The following is an 18,470-nucleotide window of genomic DNA, read 5'->3' on the forward strand; positions in this document are numbered from 1 at the left end:
TTGCTTAAAGAGATTATTGTAGATATACTTAAGATTGTTAAGAAATAAAATTTGTTAAGAAATGAGTGGTGTAGTTGAAAAAAATAGATCTTGTAGAGGGAAATATAGGTACAAGCCTTATAAGACTTGCATTACCAATAATGGGTACTTCTTTTATACAAATGGCTTATAATATGACGGATATGATATGGATAGGAAGAGTTGGAAGTAAGGCTGTAGCGGCTATTGGCACTGCTGGATTTTTTACTTGGCTTTCTATGGCATTTATATTAATATCAAAGATTGGTGCCGAGGTTAGAGTATCCCAAGCTGTTGGAAAAAAGGATGAGAAGGCAGCGAAAAAGTATATAGTTACAAGCCTACAAATAAATATAATTTTGGCTATAATATATACCTTTATACTTGTGATTTTTAAAAGTAATCTTATTAGCTTTTTCAATCTTGGTGATACTCATGTAATATCTATGGCTGAAAGCTATCTTTCCATAGTTGGAATGGGGATTATATTTAACTTTTTAAACCCTGTATTTACAGCTATATTTAATGGTACAGGCAATAGTAAAATACCATTTTTAATAAACACTGTAGGTCTTATATTTAATATAATTTTTGACCCATTATTGATATTTGGAGTAGGTCCATTCCCAGTTATGGGAGTAAAGGGAGCAGCTATAGCAACAGTTTTGGCTCAGGCTTTAGTTACTACTTGTTTTTTAGTTATTATGTATAAAAGTGAAGAACATGCATTTAAAATAAATATATTTTCTAAAATAGATTTTTATTATGTAAAAGATATAGCGAAGCTTGGAATGCCTGTGGCCTTCCAAAATGGATTATTTACATTGTTTTCCATGCTAATAGCAAGAATAATTGCTGTATGGGGACCTGTACCTATAGCAGTTCAAAAGGTTGGATCCCAAATAGAGGCTGTATCATGGATGACTGCAGGAGGGCTTTCTACAGCTCTTGGAGCCTTTGTTGGTCAAAATTATGGTGCTAAAAGATATGATAGAATACGTAAAGGATATTTTTACACCTTAGCAATGGCATCTGTAGTTGGAATACTGGCCACACTACTTTTAGTATTTGGAGGAAAGTACATATTTGGATTCTTTATACCTGAAAAAGAAGCTATAGAATATGGGATAGTTTATTTAAGAATTCTTGGATATTCTCAGCTCTTTATGTGTCTTGAAATAACTACTACAGGAGCATTTAATGGACTTGGAAGAACCTTATTCCCATCTATTATAGGTATAGTATTCACAGGGCTTAGAGTACCAGCAGCCAAAATATTATCTTCAGAAAATTTGCTTGGACTAAATGGAATATGGTGGAGTATAAGCATGAGCAGCGTATTTAAGGGAGTACTTTTAACCTTAGTATTCATGATATTACTCCATAAAGACAAGCTCTTTAAAAATCAACACGAAATCTAATATGGTATCTAATCGAAAGGAATGAATTTTATGGATTTATTAAAAAATAGAATAATACAAGACGGCAAGGTTAGAGATGGAAGAATATTAAAGGTTGATAGCTTTTTAAACCATCAGATGGACATAGTTTTATTAAATGAAATAGGAAAAGAATTTAAGCGAAGATTTGAAGGAGAAAAGGTGGATAAGATTGTTACTATAGAAGCTTCAGGTATTGGTATAGCAGCTATAGCATCTCAATATTTTGACTTTGTGCCAGTAGTTTTTGCAAAAAAGGCTGAGAGCTTAAATATAGACAATGATCTTTATAAATCATCGGTTCATTCCTATACTAAAGATAAAACTTATAATGTGATGGTAAGTAAAAGTTTTATAAAGGCTAATGAAAGAGTGATTATATTAGATGACTTTTTAGCTAGTGGATGTGCTGCTTGTGGATTAATTGATATAGTAAAACAAGCTGGAGCAGAAGTTGTAGGAGTAGGAATTGTTATTGAAAAAGGTTTTCAAGGTGGAAGAGAAGCCATAAATAATTTAGGCGTGAAAGTTGAATCATTAGCTATTGTGGATAGAATGGAAGAGGATAGGATCTACTTTAAGTAAGATTTATAATAGAGGCCATTTATGGTATAATCTTACTTGTACATGAAGTTTGGGGGAGATACAAATGAAACTTATCTTTAAAGAAATAGACAGGGAAAACTGGGAAGAATGTGCTGACTTAACAGTATCAAGGGAACAAGGAAAATATGTCGCTTCAAATTGCTATTCTATGTTACAGGCAAGATTTGAAGAAGAGCTTTATCCATTAAGTATTTATGATGGAGAAGTAATGGTAATTCAATTATAAATGGTGTGAATGTAAATTACTATGATTTAATGTAAAATATTATTCTTACAAGATATTAGAGAAATACAGAAAGGAAGTGAATATTTAGTGGCTTTTGTCATTAGATATAAGCGCTACTAAAATAATATATGGATAATGTTATATATAAATATGTTAATGAATTTAATAGAGAAGATATAAAAGACTTATATGAAGATGCAGGATGGACAAGCTATACAGAGGATTTGTCTAAACTAATGGGAAGTATAGAGGCATCCTTAATGGTTATATCTGCATGGGACAAGGAAAAATTAATTGGATTAATTAGAGTTGTTGGAGATGGCATAACTATAATATATATCCAAGATATTTTAGTATTAGATTCATACAAGAGAAAAGGGATAGGGACAAAACTTTTAAAAGATATTTTAGATAAATATAGCAAAGTCCGACAAAAGGTTTTGCTTACAGAGGATGCTGAAGAAACGAGAGGTTTCTATGAATCAAATGGATTTGTTTCCTGTGATAAAGGAGTAACAGTTGCATTTGCTAAGCTTGGTTAGCGAAAGAAGACTTTAATATGAGTGATATATTAAGTTAATTAATATAACAAGGAGAATTATTATGGAAATAGAATTAGTTTTAGCAAATAATGAAAGTGGAAACATAATTAAAAACTTATATCCACTATATTTATATGATTTATCTGAAATTTATGGCAATATTCCAAATGAATATGGAATTTATGAAGATGAACCAATAAAGACTTTGGAAGAACAATATCACGTGCAAGATATATGGTTTCAAAAACCTGAACTACTCTTTCCTTTTATAATTTTTGCAGATAAGAAACCAGCAGGATTTGCGTTAGTGTCGACGGGAGAATACTCACCTAAAGATATTGATTATTATCTGTATGAGTTTTTCTTACTTAGACCATATCGTGGAAAAGATATTGGCGAAATTTCAGCAAAACAAGTTTTTGATAAATTTCAAGGTAAATGGCAACTTCATACTAATCATACATCCTTAAATAAAAAGGCTCAGTCATTTTGGAATAAAACTATTAATAATTATACTTCAGGAAAGTTTGAAAGTGTATGTGGCCCAACTTTTGATGGAGAAAAATTAATATTTAGATTTAGCAATTAGAAAGACTTTAAAATGAATATAGATTAAAAAGGGATATGAAGTTTTTGGTATATGACTGTCCAATAGGAAATAAGAGGTATTATATGAAAAAGAATATATAAAGAGTACATAAAAATAGATACAACATATAATACAAACAGTACTTTTAAAATTATCATAAAAGAGTATAATGTTATATGTATTATTAATTAATAATATATAGCAAAGAATTGTATTATGTTAAGGAGACGATAATATGAGTTTAAATAGAAATAGTAAGTGTTGGTGCGGAAGTGGACTCAAATACAAGAGGTGCCATTTAGATTTTGATGAAAGATTAAGTTCGCTAGAACTTGAAGGATATGAAGTACCTACAAGAGATATGATTAAAAATGCAAAAGAAATAGAGGCTATAAAAAAGAGTGCAGCTATTAACGATGCTATTTTAGATTTAGTAGCTGAAAATATTAAAGAGGGAATGAGCACAGAAGAAATTGATAAGTTAGTTTATGATTATACTATATCTAAAGGTGCTGTACCAGCTCCTCTTAATTTTGAGGGCTTTCCAAAGAGTGTTTGCACATCAATTAATGAGGAAGTTTGTCATGGTATACCAAGTAAAGACATAATACTTAAAAATGGAGACATAATAAATGTAGATGTGTCTACTATATTTAATGGATATTATTCTGATGCTTCAAGGATGTTCATGATTGGTGATGTAAGTGATGAGGCTAGAAAGCTAGTTAAGGTAAGTAAAGAATGTTTAGAAAAAGGAATAGAAGCAGTTAAGCCTTGGGGATTTTTAGGTGATATTGGAGAAGCTATTCAAACCCATGCAGAAAATAATGGATTTTCTGTAGTTAAAGATTTTGGCGGACATGGAGTTGGAATCGAATTTCATGAGGAGCCTTTTGTATATCATTATGGGGTAAAAGGGCAGGGAATGATTTTAGTTCCTGGAATGATGTTTACTATTGAACCTATGATAAATGCAGGTGATTATAAGCTATTTATAGATGAGGATAATGACTGGACAGCTATTACAAAAGACGGATCACTTTCATCACAGTGGGAGAACATGATTTTAGTAACAGAAGATGGAATTGAAATAATAGCAAAATAATAAGAGAAATTGTATAGCTTGTGTAAAATATATATAGGTCTATGATTTTGAAATATAAAAGAAATAAAAGGCAGCTAAAATCTGCCTTTTTCTTATTTAAACATATTATGAGTTTGATTTTGGGGTGTGATATAATGGATTATTTGAATAAGTATATAAAAAGGTATAAAAATAAGTATATGATTGCATTTATATTTATAACTATTGAGACTCTTTGTGATCTTATGCAACCTACTATAATGTCGAAAATTATAGATAAAGGGGTTGCAACAAAGGATATATCATTAGTGCTTAATTTGGGGGGACTAATGCTTCTTGTAACAGCTATAGGAGCATCATGTGCTATAACACGAAATATTATTTCAAGTAATGTATCGCAAAGGTTTGGTAGTGATCTTAGAGGAGACCTTTTTAAAAAGATACAAAGTTTTTCCTTTGAAAATGTAGATAAATTTAAAACAGCATCACTTATGACAAGGCTCACAAGTGATGTAAATCAAGTACAAACCTTTGCTCATGGAACAATGAGGATATTTGTGAAGGCACCTATACTGTGCATCGGAAGTATAATAATGGCCATATTAATTAATCCATCTATGGCTTTCATACTTATAGCAATAGTCCCTATTATTACTGTATTTATATTTATAAATATGAAGGTTAGCTATCCTTTTTTTAAAAACATACAAAGAGCTTTAGATAAAGTAAATGGAGTAATGGGAGAGTATCTATCTGGGGTAAGGGTGGTAAAAGCTTTTAATAGATTCAGCTATGAAAAGGAAAGATTTAAAGATGTAAATGGAGAGCTTACTGATGCTTCAATAAAGGGTATGAAGGTTATGTCAATTCTAAATCCTAGCATCACTTTAACCGTAAATTTAGGAATTGTTTTAGTTATTTGGTTTGGGGGAATAAAAGTAAATAACGGAACTATGAAAGTAGGACAAATAATTGCATTTATAAATTATATGACACAAATATTATTTTCATTAATAATGATATCTCATGTATTTAACATGTTTATAAGAGCAAGGACGTCAGCAGAGCGTATAGGAGAGGTCTTTTCAGAGGAAGACAGCCTAATAGTTAAAGAAGATACCTTAAAGCCAAAAGATACATATGAAAAAATAAAATTTAACAATGTATACTTTTCTTATGATAAAAACGGCGGGGATATTCTTAAAAATATTACATTTACCTGTGATATTGGAGAAACCATAGGTATAATTGGAGCCACAGGATCTGGAAAGAGTAGCTTAGTTAATTTAATACCAAGATTTTATGATGTGAAATCAGGTTACATAAAAGTAAATGGAGTGGATGTAAAGGATTTCGATTTAAAAGTTCTAAGAGAGATAATATCCATAGTTCCACAAAAAACAATACTTTTTACAGGAAGTATTTTAGATAATATAAGGTGGGGAAATGAAAATGCAAGTTTAGAAGAAGTGCAAATGGTAGCTAAAATCTCAAAAGCTGATGATTTTATAACTTCTTTTGAAAAAGGGTATGATACTATTTTAGGTCAGGGCGGAGTGAATCTTTCTGGAGGTCAAAAACAAAGAATTTCTATTGCAAGGGCCTTGATTAAACATCCAAACATACTTATTTTAGATGATTCTACTAGTGCGGTGGATTTAACTACTGAAAGAGAGATAAGAAAAGGGTTAAAGGAATACTCACAAAATATTATCTGTTTATTAATAGCACAAAGAATTACTTCAGTTATGTCCGCAGATAAAATAATTGTATTAGATAATGGATGTATGGTAGGTATAGGAACTCATGAAGAGTTAATGAAAAGCTCTGAAGTTTACCAAGATATATATTACTCACAAATAGGAAGGGGGAGGAGATAAATGGAGAAAGATAAAAGGAGTGCTTCATATACAAGTCCCAAACCTAATATACCCGCTGGAAACAGTTTCAAAAGAAACAGAGGTATGCAACCAGTAGTTAAGCCAAAGAATTTTAAAGAAACTCTTATAAGGCTTTGGGAGTATTTTGGGAAAGAAAGAAAACTATTGATAGTAATATTTACTCTTGTAATAATAGGCTCAGCTTTTGGACTTTTAGTTCCATATTTAATAGGGAAAGCTGTAGATGCTTTAAATTTAGGGAAGCTTTATGTTGATTTTAAAACCCTTAAAATAATAGCTATAGTGCTTATATCCACATATATTATAGATAGTTTTATAACGTTATTGCAAGGGTTTATAATGGCTGGTATATCCCAAAGAATTGTATTTAGATTAAGAGAAGCACTTTTTGAAAAGCTTCAAAGTTTACCTTTGATGTTTTTTGATAGTCATACTCATGGAGAAATAATGAGTAGATTATCTAACGATATAGAAAACGTAAGTACTACCATATCTCAGTCCACAATTCAATTAATGTCAAGTTTCATAAATATTATAGGTGCTTTTACTATGATGCTTATATTAAGTCCTCTTCTTACTGTTGCAAGTATGGTGACATTACCTTTGGTTTTATTTATGACAAATAGTATAGCAAAAAGAACCAAGGTATTATTCAAAGAGCAGCAGGTGGTTTTAGGTAAATTAAACGGTCATATTGAAGAGTCTATATCTGGAATTCATGTGGTAAAGGCTTTTAATAGGGAAGATAAGATAATTGAAGAGTTTGATGACTTAAATTCAAACTTATGTGAAGTAGGAATAAAGGCTCAAGTATGGTCTGGTTATATAATGCCCTTAATGAATGTGATTAATAATATTGGATTTGCAGCTGTAGCAGCTATAGGTGGAGTACTTGCGGTAAAGGATTTAATTACCGTTGGAATAATAGCAAGTTTTATTAGCTATTCAAGGCAGTTTGCAAGACCTTTAAATGACTTAGCAAGTATATTTAATACCTTTCAATCTGCCGTAGCAGGTGCTGAAAGGGTATTTGAAACTTTAGATGAAAAGGAAGAGCCAAGAGATATAAAAAATGCACAGGTATTAAGCAATGTAAGAGGAGATGTTGAATTTCAAAATGTAACCTTTGGGTATAATGAAGATTCTTATGTGCTTAAGGACATAAGCTTTAATGTGAAAAGGGGAGAAAATATTGCCTTAGTTGGGCCTACGGGTGCTGGAAAGACAACTATAGTTAATTTACTTACAGGGTTTTACAATGTTTCAAAGGGAGATATACTAATAGATGGGAAAAGCATTAAAAAATACACTAAAGATAGTTTAAGAAAAGCTTTTGGAATAGTACTCCAAGATAGCTATCTTTTTTCGGATACTATAAAAGAAAATATTCGGTATGGAAACTTAAATGCTACAGATGAGGAAATAGAAAGTGCGGCTAAGCTGGCTAATGCAGATGCTTTTATAAGTAAATTACCTAAAGGATATAATACAATTATTTCGGAGGGTGGAGTAAGTTTAAGTCAAGGAGAAAAACAACTTGTATCTATAGCTAGAGCTATTTTATCTAATCCAGCAATATTAGTATTAGATGAGGCTACAAGTAGCGTAGATACACGTACAGAACTTAAAATACAAGAAGCTTTGCTAGGAGTTATGAAAGGTAGAACAAGTTTTATAATAGCTCATAGATTAAGCACTATAAAAGATGCAGATAAAATTATGGTAATTGATAATGGAAGCATAATGGAAATGGGTACACATGAAGAATTAATAAAAAGAAAGGAATATTATTATAAACTTTATGATAGCCAGTTTAATTAACAAAAGAAATTGAAGCAATTACTGAAATCCTTTAAATATTGTGGACACTAAAAAGTATATATAAATATGTAATAGTTATTACATAAAATCCTTTGTATTTGATAATAATATGTTTAAGTTATTAAATACAAAGGAGGATTTTTTATGAAGAAGATTCAATATGAAGTGTCAGGGGTTATGAATTCAGAAGGTAAGACTAAAATCAAAAACTCATTAGATAAAATACAAGGTGTGCAAGAGGTTCAGGTTGATGCTGGAACAGGGAAGGTAAAGGTCCAGTATAATGAGCCCGCAACTAAGGGAGCAATAAAGAGTTCAATTTTAAAACAAGGATTTACATTAAGTTAAATTGAAACAAAAGGTTTTTATATTTATACTGGGGCTAATAGCACTTAACTTTATACTACATAGTAATGTTTTTGCTAGTAAGGAAAAGGATAAATATTCTATACCAAATCTTCAAATAGGTGTTATAAGCGATGTGCATATTGGTGATGAAAGAGAAAAGGATTTGTTTAAAAGCGCTTTAAATGATTACAAAAATGTAGCGCCAAACCTTAAAGTATTAGCTGTAGTAGGAGATATTACAAACAATGGTCTAGAATCTCAGTATGATGAGTTTATGCACTTGTTAAATAAAACCTTAGATCCAAAGGTAGAAAGGGTTATTTCTATTGGTAACCATGAGTATTACGAAAGAGGAGTTTTTCCCGAGTCTAAAGTTACAGATAAAGAATTAAGTGATAGATTTGTTAAAAAAACAGGTATGCCTTCTCTTTATTATGATAAATGGATAGAAGGATATCACTTTATAACTTTAGGTGGTGAAGAGTCTATGATTTCAGATATGGCTAATGGAGATACTGCAATAATATCTGAAACTCAATATAGATGGCTTAAAAAGGTATTAGAAGTTCATGATAAAGATAATAAACCTATATTTATATTTTTGCATCAACCAATTTACAATACCGTATATGGTAGCTGTGAATCTGGGGAATTAAAGGATGAAAAGCTAATGGAGATATTAAAAGGGTATCCACAAAGTATACTCTTTTCAGGACATTCACACTATATATTGAATCATCCAAAATCTATTTACGAAGATGGATTTACTATGGTAAACACATCTTCAATAGCCTACACTTGCTCAGAAAAAGGCGAAGAAGATAGTAAATATTCACAAGGATTATTATTAAACATATATGGTGATAGAGTTGAAATAAAGTCTAGAGAATTCACTAATAATACGTGGATAAATACCCATATTATAAAAAACAAATAAAACAATATAAGAAGTACCTGTAAGTATACTTACAAAACAGTTGTTATACCATATAATGGATGCACCTCTAGGGTGCATCCAAAAAAATACAGGGAGTGATTTAATGTTAATTTTGACTAAAGAAGATATAAAAAAAGTATTTACTATGGAAGATGCTAATGTAGGAACTAATATAAAAATATAGAAATGCAAGGATATAACAATATAAAACACAGTGTAAAAGCTACCTTTATTATATAAATGATAAAGGTAGCTTTTATATATTTATATACCTATCTTAAAACGAGAAAACATCAAACATCCCTACGGTATACATAGCCCTTGTTGTTTCATTGCCTCTAATAAGGTAGATAAGCTTATTTTAAAGATTTAACCATAGTTTAGTTTTAAATTTTAAAGATATATAATAGATGTTATGCCAAGGGAAAAGATTAAAAATTGTGGATATATCTTAAGTAAGGAGGGAATTAAGCATGGTTCTTGATTTAGTATTTTTAAGTATTTTGTTATGCTTTTTTTTATTAATGTTTTTATTTTGTAATTGGTGTGAAAAACAAATAAGCAGTAAAAAAGAATAAAGGGAGGTTTATTATGATAGCTCTTATTATAATAATGATTTTACTTTTTATATATTTATTTTATGTACTTTTCAATCCAGAAAAGTTTTAATAAGAGGAGGGATTTATATGGGGATTTTTCAAATAGTTTTAGTACTTATAATATTTGTTTTTCTTTCCATAGTAGTTGGAAAATATTTGTACAAGATAATGTCCATGGAAAAAGGTAAGGGCGATATAATTTTCGATAAAGTTGATAACTTTATATATAAGTTAGCAGGAATAAAAGGGGAGGATATGGGGTTTAAAAAGTATACTTTAGCTATATTAGTTTCTAATGTAGTTATGTGCATTATAGTCTATGGAATACTTAGACTTCAAGGTGTAAGCATTTTAAATCCAAATGGAATAAAAGCAATGTCATCAGACCTTTCTTTTAATACTGCTATAAGTTTTATTACAAATACTAATCTTCAAGATTATGCAGGGGAAAGTTCTCTTTCGTATTTAAGTCAGATGATATCAATAACATTTTTAATGTTTACATCAGCTGCTACTGGATTTTGTGCAGCGGTAGCATTTATAAGAGGCATATGTGGAGATAAAGGCATAGGAAACTTTTTTGTGGATTTCACAAGGATAACAACTAGACTTTTAATTCCATTTGCAGCAGTTATAACTTTGCTTTTAGTATGGCAAGGAGTACCTCAAACATTCAAACCAATACAAACAGTTGTTACTATAGAAAATAAAATGCAAGATATAGCATTAGGACCTGTAGCTTCATTAGAAGCTATAAAACATCTAGGAACAAATGGAGGGGGCTTTTTTGGAGCAAACTCTTCGCATCCTTTTGAAAACCCAACACCACTTACTAATGTTATAGAAATGCTATCTATGATGATGATACCAGGGGCATTAGTTTGTGCTTTTGGTTTATACTTAAAAAATAAGAAACAAGCCTTTGCAATTTATGCAGCTATGGCTATATTATTTGTTGTAGCTTTAACTGTATGCTATAAAGCTGAAATGGCTGGTAATCCAGCACTAGAGGGCATTGGGTTAAGTCAGCTTATGGGCAATATGGAAGGAAAAGAAGTAAGATTTGGCATAGCACAATCTTCATTATTTACAACAGTTACAACGGCCTTTACTACAGGATCTGTAAATAATATGCACGATTCATTAACTCCATTAGGAGGAATAGTTCCTCTATGGAATATGATGTTAAATGTAGTGTTTGGAGGTAAGGGAGTAGGATTTATGGGTATGATAATGTATGCCATAATAACTGTTTTTATCTGTGGACTTATGGTTGGGAGGACACCAGAATTTTTGGGCAAAAAGATAGAAGGAAAAGAAATGAAACTTATAGCCTTTGGAATACTTATACACCCCATATTAATACTTGTACCAACAGCTATAGCAGTAATTACAAAAGCCGGACTTAATGGTATCAGTAATCCTGGATTCCACGGGTTATCTCAAATAGTATATCAATATGCATCTAGCGCAGCTAATAATGGGTCAGGCTTTGAAGGGCTACTTGATAATACTATATTTTGGAATACCTCTACAGGACTTGTAATGTTATTTGGAAGATATATAACTATGATATTACTTCTTGCTGTGGCAGGGTCTCTTGCAAATAAAAAGGCTGTACCTGAAAGCGCAGGTACATTTAAAACTGATAATGGTATGTTTGTGATGATGCTTATATTTATTGTAATAATTATAGGAGCACTTACTTTTTTACCTACTTTAGCCTTAGGACCTATTGCAGAATATCTAACACTACATTAGAAAAGCTAAAGGTTAAAATTAGATATTGTAAGAGTATAGTTTGGGAAAAATTAATATTGCATAAGCTTATATATGCATCTAAAGATATAGATAAAGGTTGTATATATTAACAGGAGGTTGTAATTATGAGTAAGGAAAATAGCAAAAGGTTTGTAACAAAAGAAACGTTTTTAATGGCTATGAAAGAGTCTTTTATAAAGTTAAATCCTAAGTATATGATTAAAAGTCCAGTTATGTTTGTAGTAGAAATAGGTTTTTTTGTAACATTTATTTTAAGTTTATTTCCAAACATTTTTGGGAATAATCCAGCAAATTTAAGGGGATACAATGTTATAGTCACTACAATATTACTTATAACAGTATTATTTGCAAATTTTGCTGAAGCTGTAGCAGAAGGTAGAGGAAAAGCACAGGCTAACAGCATGAAAAAAACAAGAAAAGATACTAAAGCGAACCTGATTTTGGAAGATGGTTCTTTAAGTATAATAAGTTCTAGTGAAGTTAAAAAGGGAGATATAGTTCTTGTAGAAATGGGTGATATGATACCTAATGATGGAGTCATCGTATCTGGTATGGCCTCCGTTGATGAGTCAGCTATAACTGGTGAGTCAGCACCAGTTATGAAAGAGGCTGGGGGAGATTTTAGTTCAGTTACTGGAGGAACTACAGTTGTAAGTGATTGGCTTAAGGTTGAGATAACAGCAACACCTGGTGAGTCTTTTTTAGATAAGATGATAAGCCTTGTGGAAGGTGCTAAAAGGCAGAAGACACCAAACGAAATAGCACTAACTACACTTTTAGTTAGTCTTACTATAATATTTTTAGTTGTAATAGCTACTTTATATCCTATAGCAAACTATTCAAAGGTTACTATAGCAGTTTCTACTTTAGTAGCACTTCTAGTCTGCCTTATACCTACCACAATTGGAGGATTATTATCTGCCATAGGTGTGGCAGGAATGGACAGAGTTACAAGATTTAATGTTATAGCTATGTCAGGAAAAGCAGTAGAAGCCTGTGGAGACGTAGATACAATGATATTAGATAAGACAGGAACTATAACTTTTGGTAATAGAATGGCATCAGATTTTATTTCTGTTAAAATGCATTCAAAAGAAGATATAATAAAATACGCAGTTATATCATCTTTAAAAGATGATACACCAGAAGGAAGATCAGTTATAGAACTTTCAACTAAAATGGAAGTTGAAATAAATAAAGAAGAATATATGGATTTAGACTTCATAGAGTTCACAGCACAAACTAGAATGAGTGGAGTGAATCTTAAAGATGGAACTACAATAAGAAAGGGAGCTGCAGAGTCAGTTAAAACCTTTGTAAAGAATCTTGGAGGGGAAATACCAGAAGATATAGACGAGATAGTTAATAGTGTATCTAAAGTAGGAGGAACACCTTTAGTTGTTTCTGTAGGAAATGAAATATATGGAGTAATATATCTAAAGGATACTGTAAAACCAGGACTTCCTGAAAGGTTTCAAAGATTAAGGGAAATGGGTATAAAAACTATAATGTGTACAGGAGATAATCCTCTTACAGCAGAAACTATAGCTAGAGAAGCCGGAGTAGATGAGTTTATACCAGAGTGTAAACCAGAAGATAAGATAGATATTATAAAGAAAGAACAAGCTAAAGGGAAGATAGTGGCCATGACAGGGGATGGTACTAATGATGCACCAGCATTAGCTCAAGCAGATGTAGGCATTGCTATGAATAGTGGAACTATGGCTGCAAAGGAAGCAGCTAATATGGTAGATTTAGATTCAGATCCTACAAAAATACTAGAAGTTGTAGAAATAGGTAAACAACTTCTTATAACTAGAGGTTCATTAACTACTTTTAGTATAGCTAATGATGTGGCTAAATACTTTGCTATAATACCAGCTATGTTCACCGTAGCTATTCCAGAGATGAAGGTACTTAATGTAATGAATCTTACAAGTTCAACTACAGCTATATTATCTGCATTAATATTTAATGCAATTGTAATACCTGCATTAATACCAATAGCTATGAAAGGAGTAAAATATAGACCAATGAAATCAGAACAATTATTAAAGAGAAACTTGTTTATATATGGAGTTGGAGGAATAGTTGTACCTTTTGTTGGGATTAAGATAATAGATTTAGTAATAAGCCCCTTTTTTATGTAGAGGGTAAATTAATAAAAATTGATCAGGAGGTATCTATATGAAAATTTTAAAACAAAGTTTAATTATAAGTATAGTGATGCTTATATTATGTGGATTAATATTCCCCCTCTTTATGACAGGAGTAAGTCAAATAGTTTTTAATAAAAAAGCTAACGGAAGTATCATAGAGGTGAATGGCAAAAAGATAGGTTCAGAGTTTATAGGACAAAGCTTTACAGATGAAAGATTCTTTAAAGGTAGAGTTTCAGGAATAAATTATAACACCTATAGCACAGAAGATACCATACCAAATAAAGATGGAGAGATAGGATATTTAGGTGTAGCATCAGGATCACAAAATTTGGGACCTTCAAGTGAAATTCTAAAAGATAGAGTAAAAAAAGATATGGATGAATTTTTGATGGATAATCCAACTGCAAAAAAAGAAAATATACCAACAGATTTACTAACAAGCAGTGGATCTGGATTAGATCCTAATATAAGTATAAAATCAGCAAGGATTCAAGTAGACTCTATTTCCAAAAGCACTGGTATTAGCAAAGATGACTTAAATGAAATCATAGATAAATCAGTACAAGGAAAAAGTCTTGGAGTATTTGGAGAAAAGAGAGTAAATGTACTAAAATTGAATCTTGAAGTTGCAGAAAAACTTGGATTAATATAAAAATTTAAAGAGGTAGTTCAAATATTTGGACTACCTCTTTAAATTTAACTAATATTATAATGAGTTTTTAATTTGGAATTACATGAACTTCAATATCATTTGTATATTTCAAAATTTTATATACAGTAGATCCTCTAAGCATAGTTTGAAGGGTAGAGCGATTACTATTACCTATTATTATTTGTGTTATATGTCTTTCAAAAGCAAAGTTTACAAGTTCTCTTGAAACACTTTTCCCTTTAAGTGTAAATACTTGGGCACCTAGCTGCTTTGCTAAGATTCTATTATTATTTAAATTTTCTTCATCCTTAGGACTAGCTTTAGCATAAAATAAGCTAGTGCAAATAACATCTACTACAAGCCATTCACACTTATACCTTTTGGCAATTCTAGCACCTCTTCGTATAAGTTTTTTTGAAGATTCACTAGAGCTTATACAAATCATTACTCTTTCAGCAGTATGCCAATTTTCCCTGATTTCATGCTCTTTCATATATTCGGTTAAGTCTTCATCTACTTCTTCTGCAACTTGTCGTAGTGCTATTTCTCTTAAAGCATTTAGGTTGCCCTTTCTAAAGAAGTTTTTTAGAGCTCTATCTATTTCAGTCTTATAAATATTTCCTCTTTTTAATCTATTTTGAAGGGCGTCAGGGGTTACATCTATTACAACAACTTCATCTGCATTTTCCACAATAGAGTCTGGTATTGTTTCTCTAACCTTTATCCCAGTTATCTGTCTTATTACATCATTTAAACTTTCTAAGTGTTGAATGTTTACAGTAGTTACTACATCTATACCTTCACTTAGCATTTCTTCAACATCTTCAAAGCGTTTTTTGTTTTTAGAGCCAGGTACATTAGTATGGGCTAATTCGTCTACTAAAACTGCATCAGGCTTAAGCTTTATTATGGTTTCAGTGTCCATCTCCTCTAAGATTCTACCGTTATATTCGATCTTTTTTTTAGCAATGATTTTTAAAACACCTATTTGTTCTTTAGTATCTATTCTTCCATGAGTTTCAATGCAGCCAGCTACTACATCTTCTTGTCTAAAAAGTCTTCTATTAGCCTCGTTTAGCATAGAATAAGTCTTCCCAACTCCAGGGGCATAACCTAAGAAAATTTTAAGAGATCCTCTTTTCCCACTGTTTGCCTTTTCAAGAGCCTCTTCAGGGCTAAGTCTTTTAAATTTAGAACTCATATTTTAACACCTCTAATTAGGTTTATTTTATCCCATGGCTACCATCCGTAACACCCCTATCCTCTTCAAGGTGGGGGATGAGGGCTGCTATGCCACTAGATAAGTTCTTCTAAGCCTTTGATGGAGAGATGTATTCTTTATAAGCAAACTCCACCTCAGTCTAAGAATCACTTGATATATTAATAATACATTAAATACAAGTAATAATCATTCTAATTATTAAAAGATTTTAGTATAAATAAAATATATATTAATTTAAATTAACTTATATAAATAATAATTAGGGGGGGGTATTGTGGAGGTTTTAAAAATAGGATCTAAGGGATCTGATGTAATGAAAATACAAGCTGTTTTAAAAAAGATAGGGTATAGTCCTGGTGTATTAGATGGAGTGTTTGGAAATGAGACAAGAAGTGCAGTTATAAGGTTTCAACAAAATAATGGTTTAACAGCAGATGGGATTATAGGAGAAGAAACTTACAAAATACTAAATAAATTTTTACTAGGATATGAAGATTATATTTTAAGACCAGGAGACAATATATATGATATAGCAAGAACACATTACACTACTATAAATAAAATAATCACAGCAAATCCAAGGATAGATATAAATAATTTAACTATAGGTGAAAGTATAGTAGTGCCTTTTGGAATAGATGTAGTAGATACAAATATAGATTATACTTATGAAATTATGGAAAGGGATATGGTAGGATTAAAAGCCAGGTATCCTTTTATTGAAAGAGGAATTTTAGGAAAGAGTGTACTTGAAAAAAACCTATATTATATTAAGCTTGGAAATGGTCCAAATGAAGTGTTTTATAATGCGGCTCATCATTCGCTAGAGTGGATTACATCAACTCTTCTTATGAAGTTTATTGAGGACTTTTCAAAGGCTTACTCTGAGGATGGACTTATAAATGGGTATAGGATAAAGGATATCTTTAATAAAAGCACAATTTATATAATGCCTATGGTAAATCCAGATGGGGTGGATCTAGTTATTGAGGGATTAAAGAGAGACAATCCGTATTATTCAAGGCTTATTCAGTGGAATAAAGGAAGTACTGACTTTTCTAAAGACTGGCAGGCTAATATTAGAGGTGTGGATTTAAATCATAATTATGATGCTTCTTGGGCTTTGTCTAAGCAAGCAGAGGTAGTCTATGGAATTTATGGTCCAGGTCCTACTAGGTACTCAGGACCCTATCCAGAATCAGAACCAGAAACTAAGTCTTTAGCAAACTTTACAAGAGCACATAATTTTAGACTGGTAATAGCATATCATACACAAGGAGAGGTAATATACTGGAAATATCTAAATATAATACCTAACGACTCAAGAAAAATTGCTGAGATATTTTCAAAAGCTAGTGGATATATGTTATCAGAAACTACGGGAATAGTTTCTTATGCAGGGTATAAAGATTGGTTTATAGAAAAGTTTGTAAGGCCTGGCTATACTATAGAAGTTGGAAAGGGGAAGAATCCATTACCTATATCACAGTTTGATAAAATATATAGAGATAATATAGAAGTTCTTTTATTAGGAGCAATTGTTTAGAAGTATATAGGAAATATAAAACAATTAATTAACAGCAAATAACAAGGTTTAAATTAAATTATTAAATAAAGAAAAAATAAAATCTGTGGATTTTATTTTTTCTTTCCTATTAGTATTAATAAATCTACAGTGATTTTTTCTATATTGAGACTTAAAGCTTCTTTAATTTTATTATCAGTTATATTCCAAGAAAGGGGAGTCATTTTTATAAGGTGTTTAAAAAGTGATGCATCTAAATAAGCAGTATAATTTACTTTTTCTGTAGCTACTATATTAAAATTATTAGAAAAATGATTTATGACTCTTTCATTTGAATATTTCTCTTTATCGGTATTATTATACAAAATACTTCTAAGTTCTAACAGATAATCACTTCCAGGTATAACCTTTATAAGAAACCCAGAAGAACTTAAAAGTCTATTAAATTCTGAGTAATTAGAAGGGGAAAGTATGCTAAGAATTATATCGAAAGCATTATCTTTAAAGGGCATCTTTGATAGATCAGCTACGCTCCATATGGCATCTTGATACTCTCTTGAAGCTATATGAATTCCTTCTTTAGATATATCTATACCTATACCTTTAAAATTAGACTTTGAACTAACATTTGTATTAGATAAGATGTCTTTTAAATGTGATCCCTCTCCACATCCAGCATCTAACATTTGTATATTCTTTTTATTAAAAGGCGCCATGGTTTTAATGATTAAATCACTAACAGATTTAGTCATTGGATGGAAAAATCCACTTTTACACAATGTGTTTCTAGATTCTAACATTTCTTTACCATATTCACTTTTTATTGAATGAGGTAATAAGTTTATATAACCATTTTTAGATAAATCAAAACAATGATTTTTTTTGCAAATTAAACTATTAGACTCAAAAGAAACCTTCATAGGACTTTGACATAGGGGACAAGAAAATACATATTCACTTTTTTTTATTAAACTTTTTGCTAAATCAAATTTCTTCACTTTATTCTCCTTAATTTTA

The 18,470-nt window shown here is 30.9% G+C and carries 18 protein-coding genes; 16 read left to right on the forward strand and 2 right to left on the reverse strand.

Annotated features, from left to right (window positions below):
- Positions 1-74: 74 nt before the first annotated feature.
- From BV55_RS0109780 to BV55_RS0109850, 15 genes are all read left to right on the forward strand, one after another.
- Entirely contained in the window at positions 75-1,439 is a 1,365-nt protein-coding gene (locus BV55_RS0109780) for an MATE family efflux transporter (RefSeq protein WP_029452645.1), read from the forward strand.
- A 30-nt stretch (positions 1,440-1,469) separates the two neighbouring features.
- Complete coding sequence (locus BV55_RS0109785; RefSeq protein WP_029452646.1) at positions 1,470-2,042, forward strand: xanthine phosphoribosyltransferase; 573 nt, start codon at positions 1,470-1,472, stop codon at positions 2,040-2,042.
- 64 nt (positions 2,043-2,106) lie between these two features.
- Positions 2,107-2,289, forward strand: coding sequence for a hypothetical protein (locus BV55_RS0109790; RefSeq protein WP_029452647.1), 183 nt, complete (start codon positions 2,107-2,109; stop codon positions 2,287-2,289).
- A gap of 128 nt (positions 2,290-2,417) precedes the next feature.
- Positions 2,418-2,831 carry a GNAT family N-acetyltransferase gene (locus BV55_RS0109795; RefSeq protein WP_029452648.1) on the forward strand — a complete coding sequence of 138 codons (414 nt, stop codon included), beginning with the start codon at positions 2,418-2,420 and terminating at the stop codon, positions 2,829-2,831.
- Positions 2,832-2,892: 61 nt separating this feature from the next.
- The gene (locus BV55_RS0109800; protein ID WP_029452649.1) at positions 2,893-3,420 is read left to right on the forward strand and encodes a GNAT family N-acetyltransferase; all 528 of its coding nucleotides are present in this window, start codon (positions 2,893-2,895) and stop codon (positions 3,418-3,420) included.
- A gap of 235 nt (positions 3,421-3,655) precedes the next feature.
- Positions 3,656-4,525, forward strand: coding sequence for a methionyl aminopeptidase (locus BV55_RS0109805; RefSeq protein ID WP_029452650.1), 870 nt, complete (start codon positions 3,656-3,658; stop codon positions 4,523-4,525).
- A gap of 134 nt (positions 4,526-4,659) precedes the next feature.
- Positions 4,660-6,384, forward strand: coding sequence for an ABC transporter ATP-binding protein (locus tag BV55_RS0109810; RefSeq protein WP_029452651.1), 1,725 nt, complete (start codon positions 4,660-4,662; stop codon positions 6,382-6,384).
- Positions 6,385-8,226, forward strand: a complete 1,842-nt coding sequence (locus tag BV55_RS0109815) for an ABC transporter ATP-binding protein (RefSeq protein WP_029452652.1) — start codon at positions 6,385-6,387, stop codon at positions 8,224-8,226. It begins immediately after the preceding gene.
- 144 nt (positions 8,227-8,370) lie between these two features.
- Positions 8,371-8,574, forward strand: a complete 204-nt coding sequence (locus tag BV55_RS0109820; RefSeq protein WP_029452653.1) for a heavy-metal-associated domain-containing protein — start codon at positions 8,371-8,373, stop codon at positions 8,572-8,574.
- A gap of 1 nt (position 8,575) precedes the next feature.
- Positions 8,576-9,511 (forward strand): metallophosphoesterase family protein, encoded by a 936-nt coding sequence (locus BV55_RS14900; RefSeq protein ID WP_029452654.1) that lies wholly within the window; start codon positions 8,576-8,578, stop codon positions 9,509-9,511.
- 40 nt (positions 9,512-9,551) lie between these two features.
- Positions 9,552-9,695: a hypothetical protein gene (locus BV55_RS15710; RefSeq protein WP_198023213.1), complete on the forward strand. Its 144-nt coding sequence runs from the start codon at positions 9,552-9,554 to the stop codon at positions 9,693-9,695.
- Positions 9,696-10,102: 407 nt separating this feature from the next.
- Complete coding sequence (gene kdpF / locus BV55_RS15955; RefSeq protein WP_084170603.1) at positions 10,103-10,180, forward strand: K(+)-transporting ATPase subunit F; 78 nt, start codon at positions 10,103-10,105, stop codon at positions 10,178-10,180.
- Positions 10,181-10,197: 17 nt separating this feature from the next.
- The gene (kdpA, locus tag BV55_RS0109840; RefSeq protein WP_029452655.1) at positions 10,198-11,871 is read left to right on the forward strand and encodes a potassium-transporting ATPase subunit KdpA; all 1,674 of its coding nucleotides are present in this window, start codon (positions 10,198-10,200) and stop codon (positions 11,869-11,871) included.
- A gap of 125 nt (positions 11,872-11,996) precedes the next feature.
- Positions 11,997-14,042: a potassium-transporting ATPase subunit KdpB gene (gene kdpB, locus BV55_RS0109845; protein ID WP_029452656.1), complete on the forward strand. Its 2,046-nt coding sequence runs from the start codon at positions 11,997-11,999 to the stop codon at positions 14,040-14,042.
- A 37-nt stretch (positions 14,043-14,079) separates the two neighbouring features.
- Positions 14,080-14,706, forward strand: coding sequence for a K(+)-transporting ATPase subunit C (locus BV55_RS0109850; protein ID WP_029452657.1), 627 nt, complete (start codon positions 14,080-14,082; stop codon positions 14,704-14,706).
- A 67-nt stretch (positions 14,707-14,773) separates the two neighbouring features.
- On the opposite strand, the gene BV55_RS0109855 is transcribed toward BV55_RS0109850, so the two are convergent.
- Positions 14,774-15,907, reverse strand: a complete 1,134-nt coding sequence (locus BV55_RS0109855) for a universal stress protein (RefSeq protein WP_029452658.1) — start codon at positions 15,905-15,907, stop codon at positions 14,774-14,776.
- A 295-nt stretch (positions 15,908-16,202) separates the two neighbouring features.
- Between BV55_RS0109855 and BV55_RS0109860 the strand changes: the two genes are divergently transcribed.
- A complete protein-coding gene (locus tag BV55_RS0109860) occupies positions 16,203-17,474 on the forward strand; it encodes a M14 family metallopeptidase (RefSeq protein WP_029452659.1) in 1,272 nt (423 codons plus the stop codon).
- A 92-nt stretch (positions 17,475-17,566) separates the two neighbouring features.
- On the opposite strand, the gene BV55_RS0109865 is transcribed toward BV55_RS0109860, so the two are convergent.
- Positions 17,567-18,451: a putative RNA methyltransferase gene (locus tag BV55_RS0109865; RefSeq protein WP_029452660.1), complete on the reverse strand. Its 885-nt coding sequence runs from the start codon at positions 18,449-18,451 to the stop codon at positions 17,567-17,569.
- Positions 18,452-18,470: the final 19 nt, after the last annotated feature.

It is taken from the genome of Clostridium algidicarnis, assembly GCF_000703125.1.
In the GTDB taxonomy this organism is placed as follows: domain Bacteria; phylum Bacillota; class Clostridia; order Clostridiales; family Clostridiaceae; genus Clostridium_L; species Clostridium_L algidicarnis.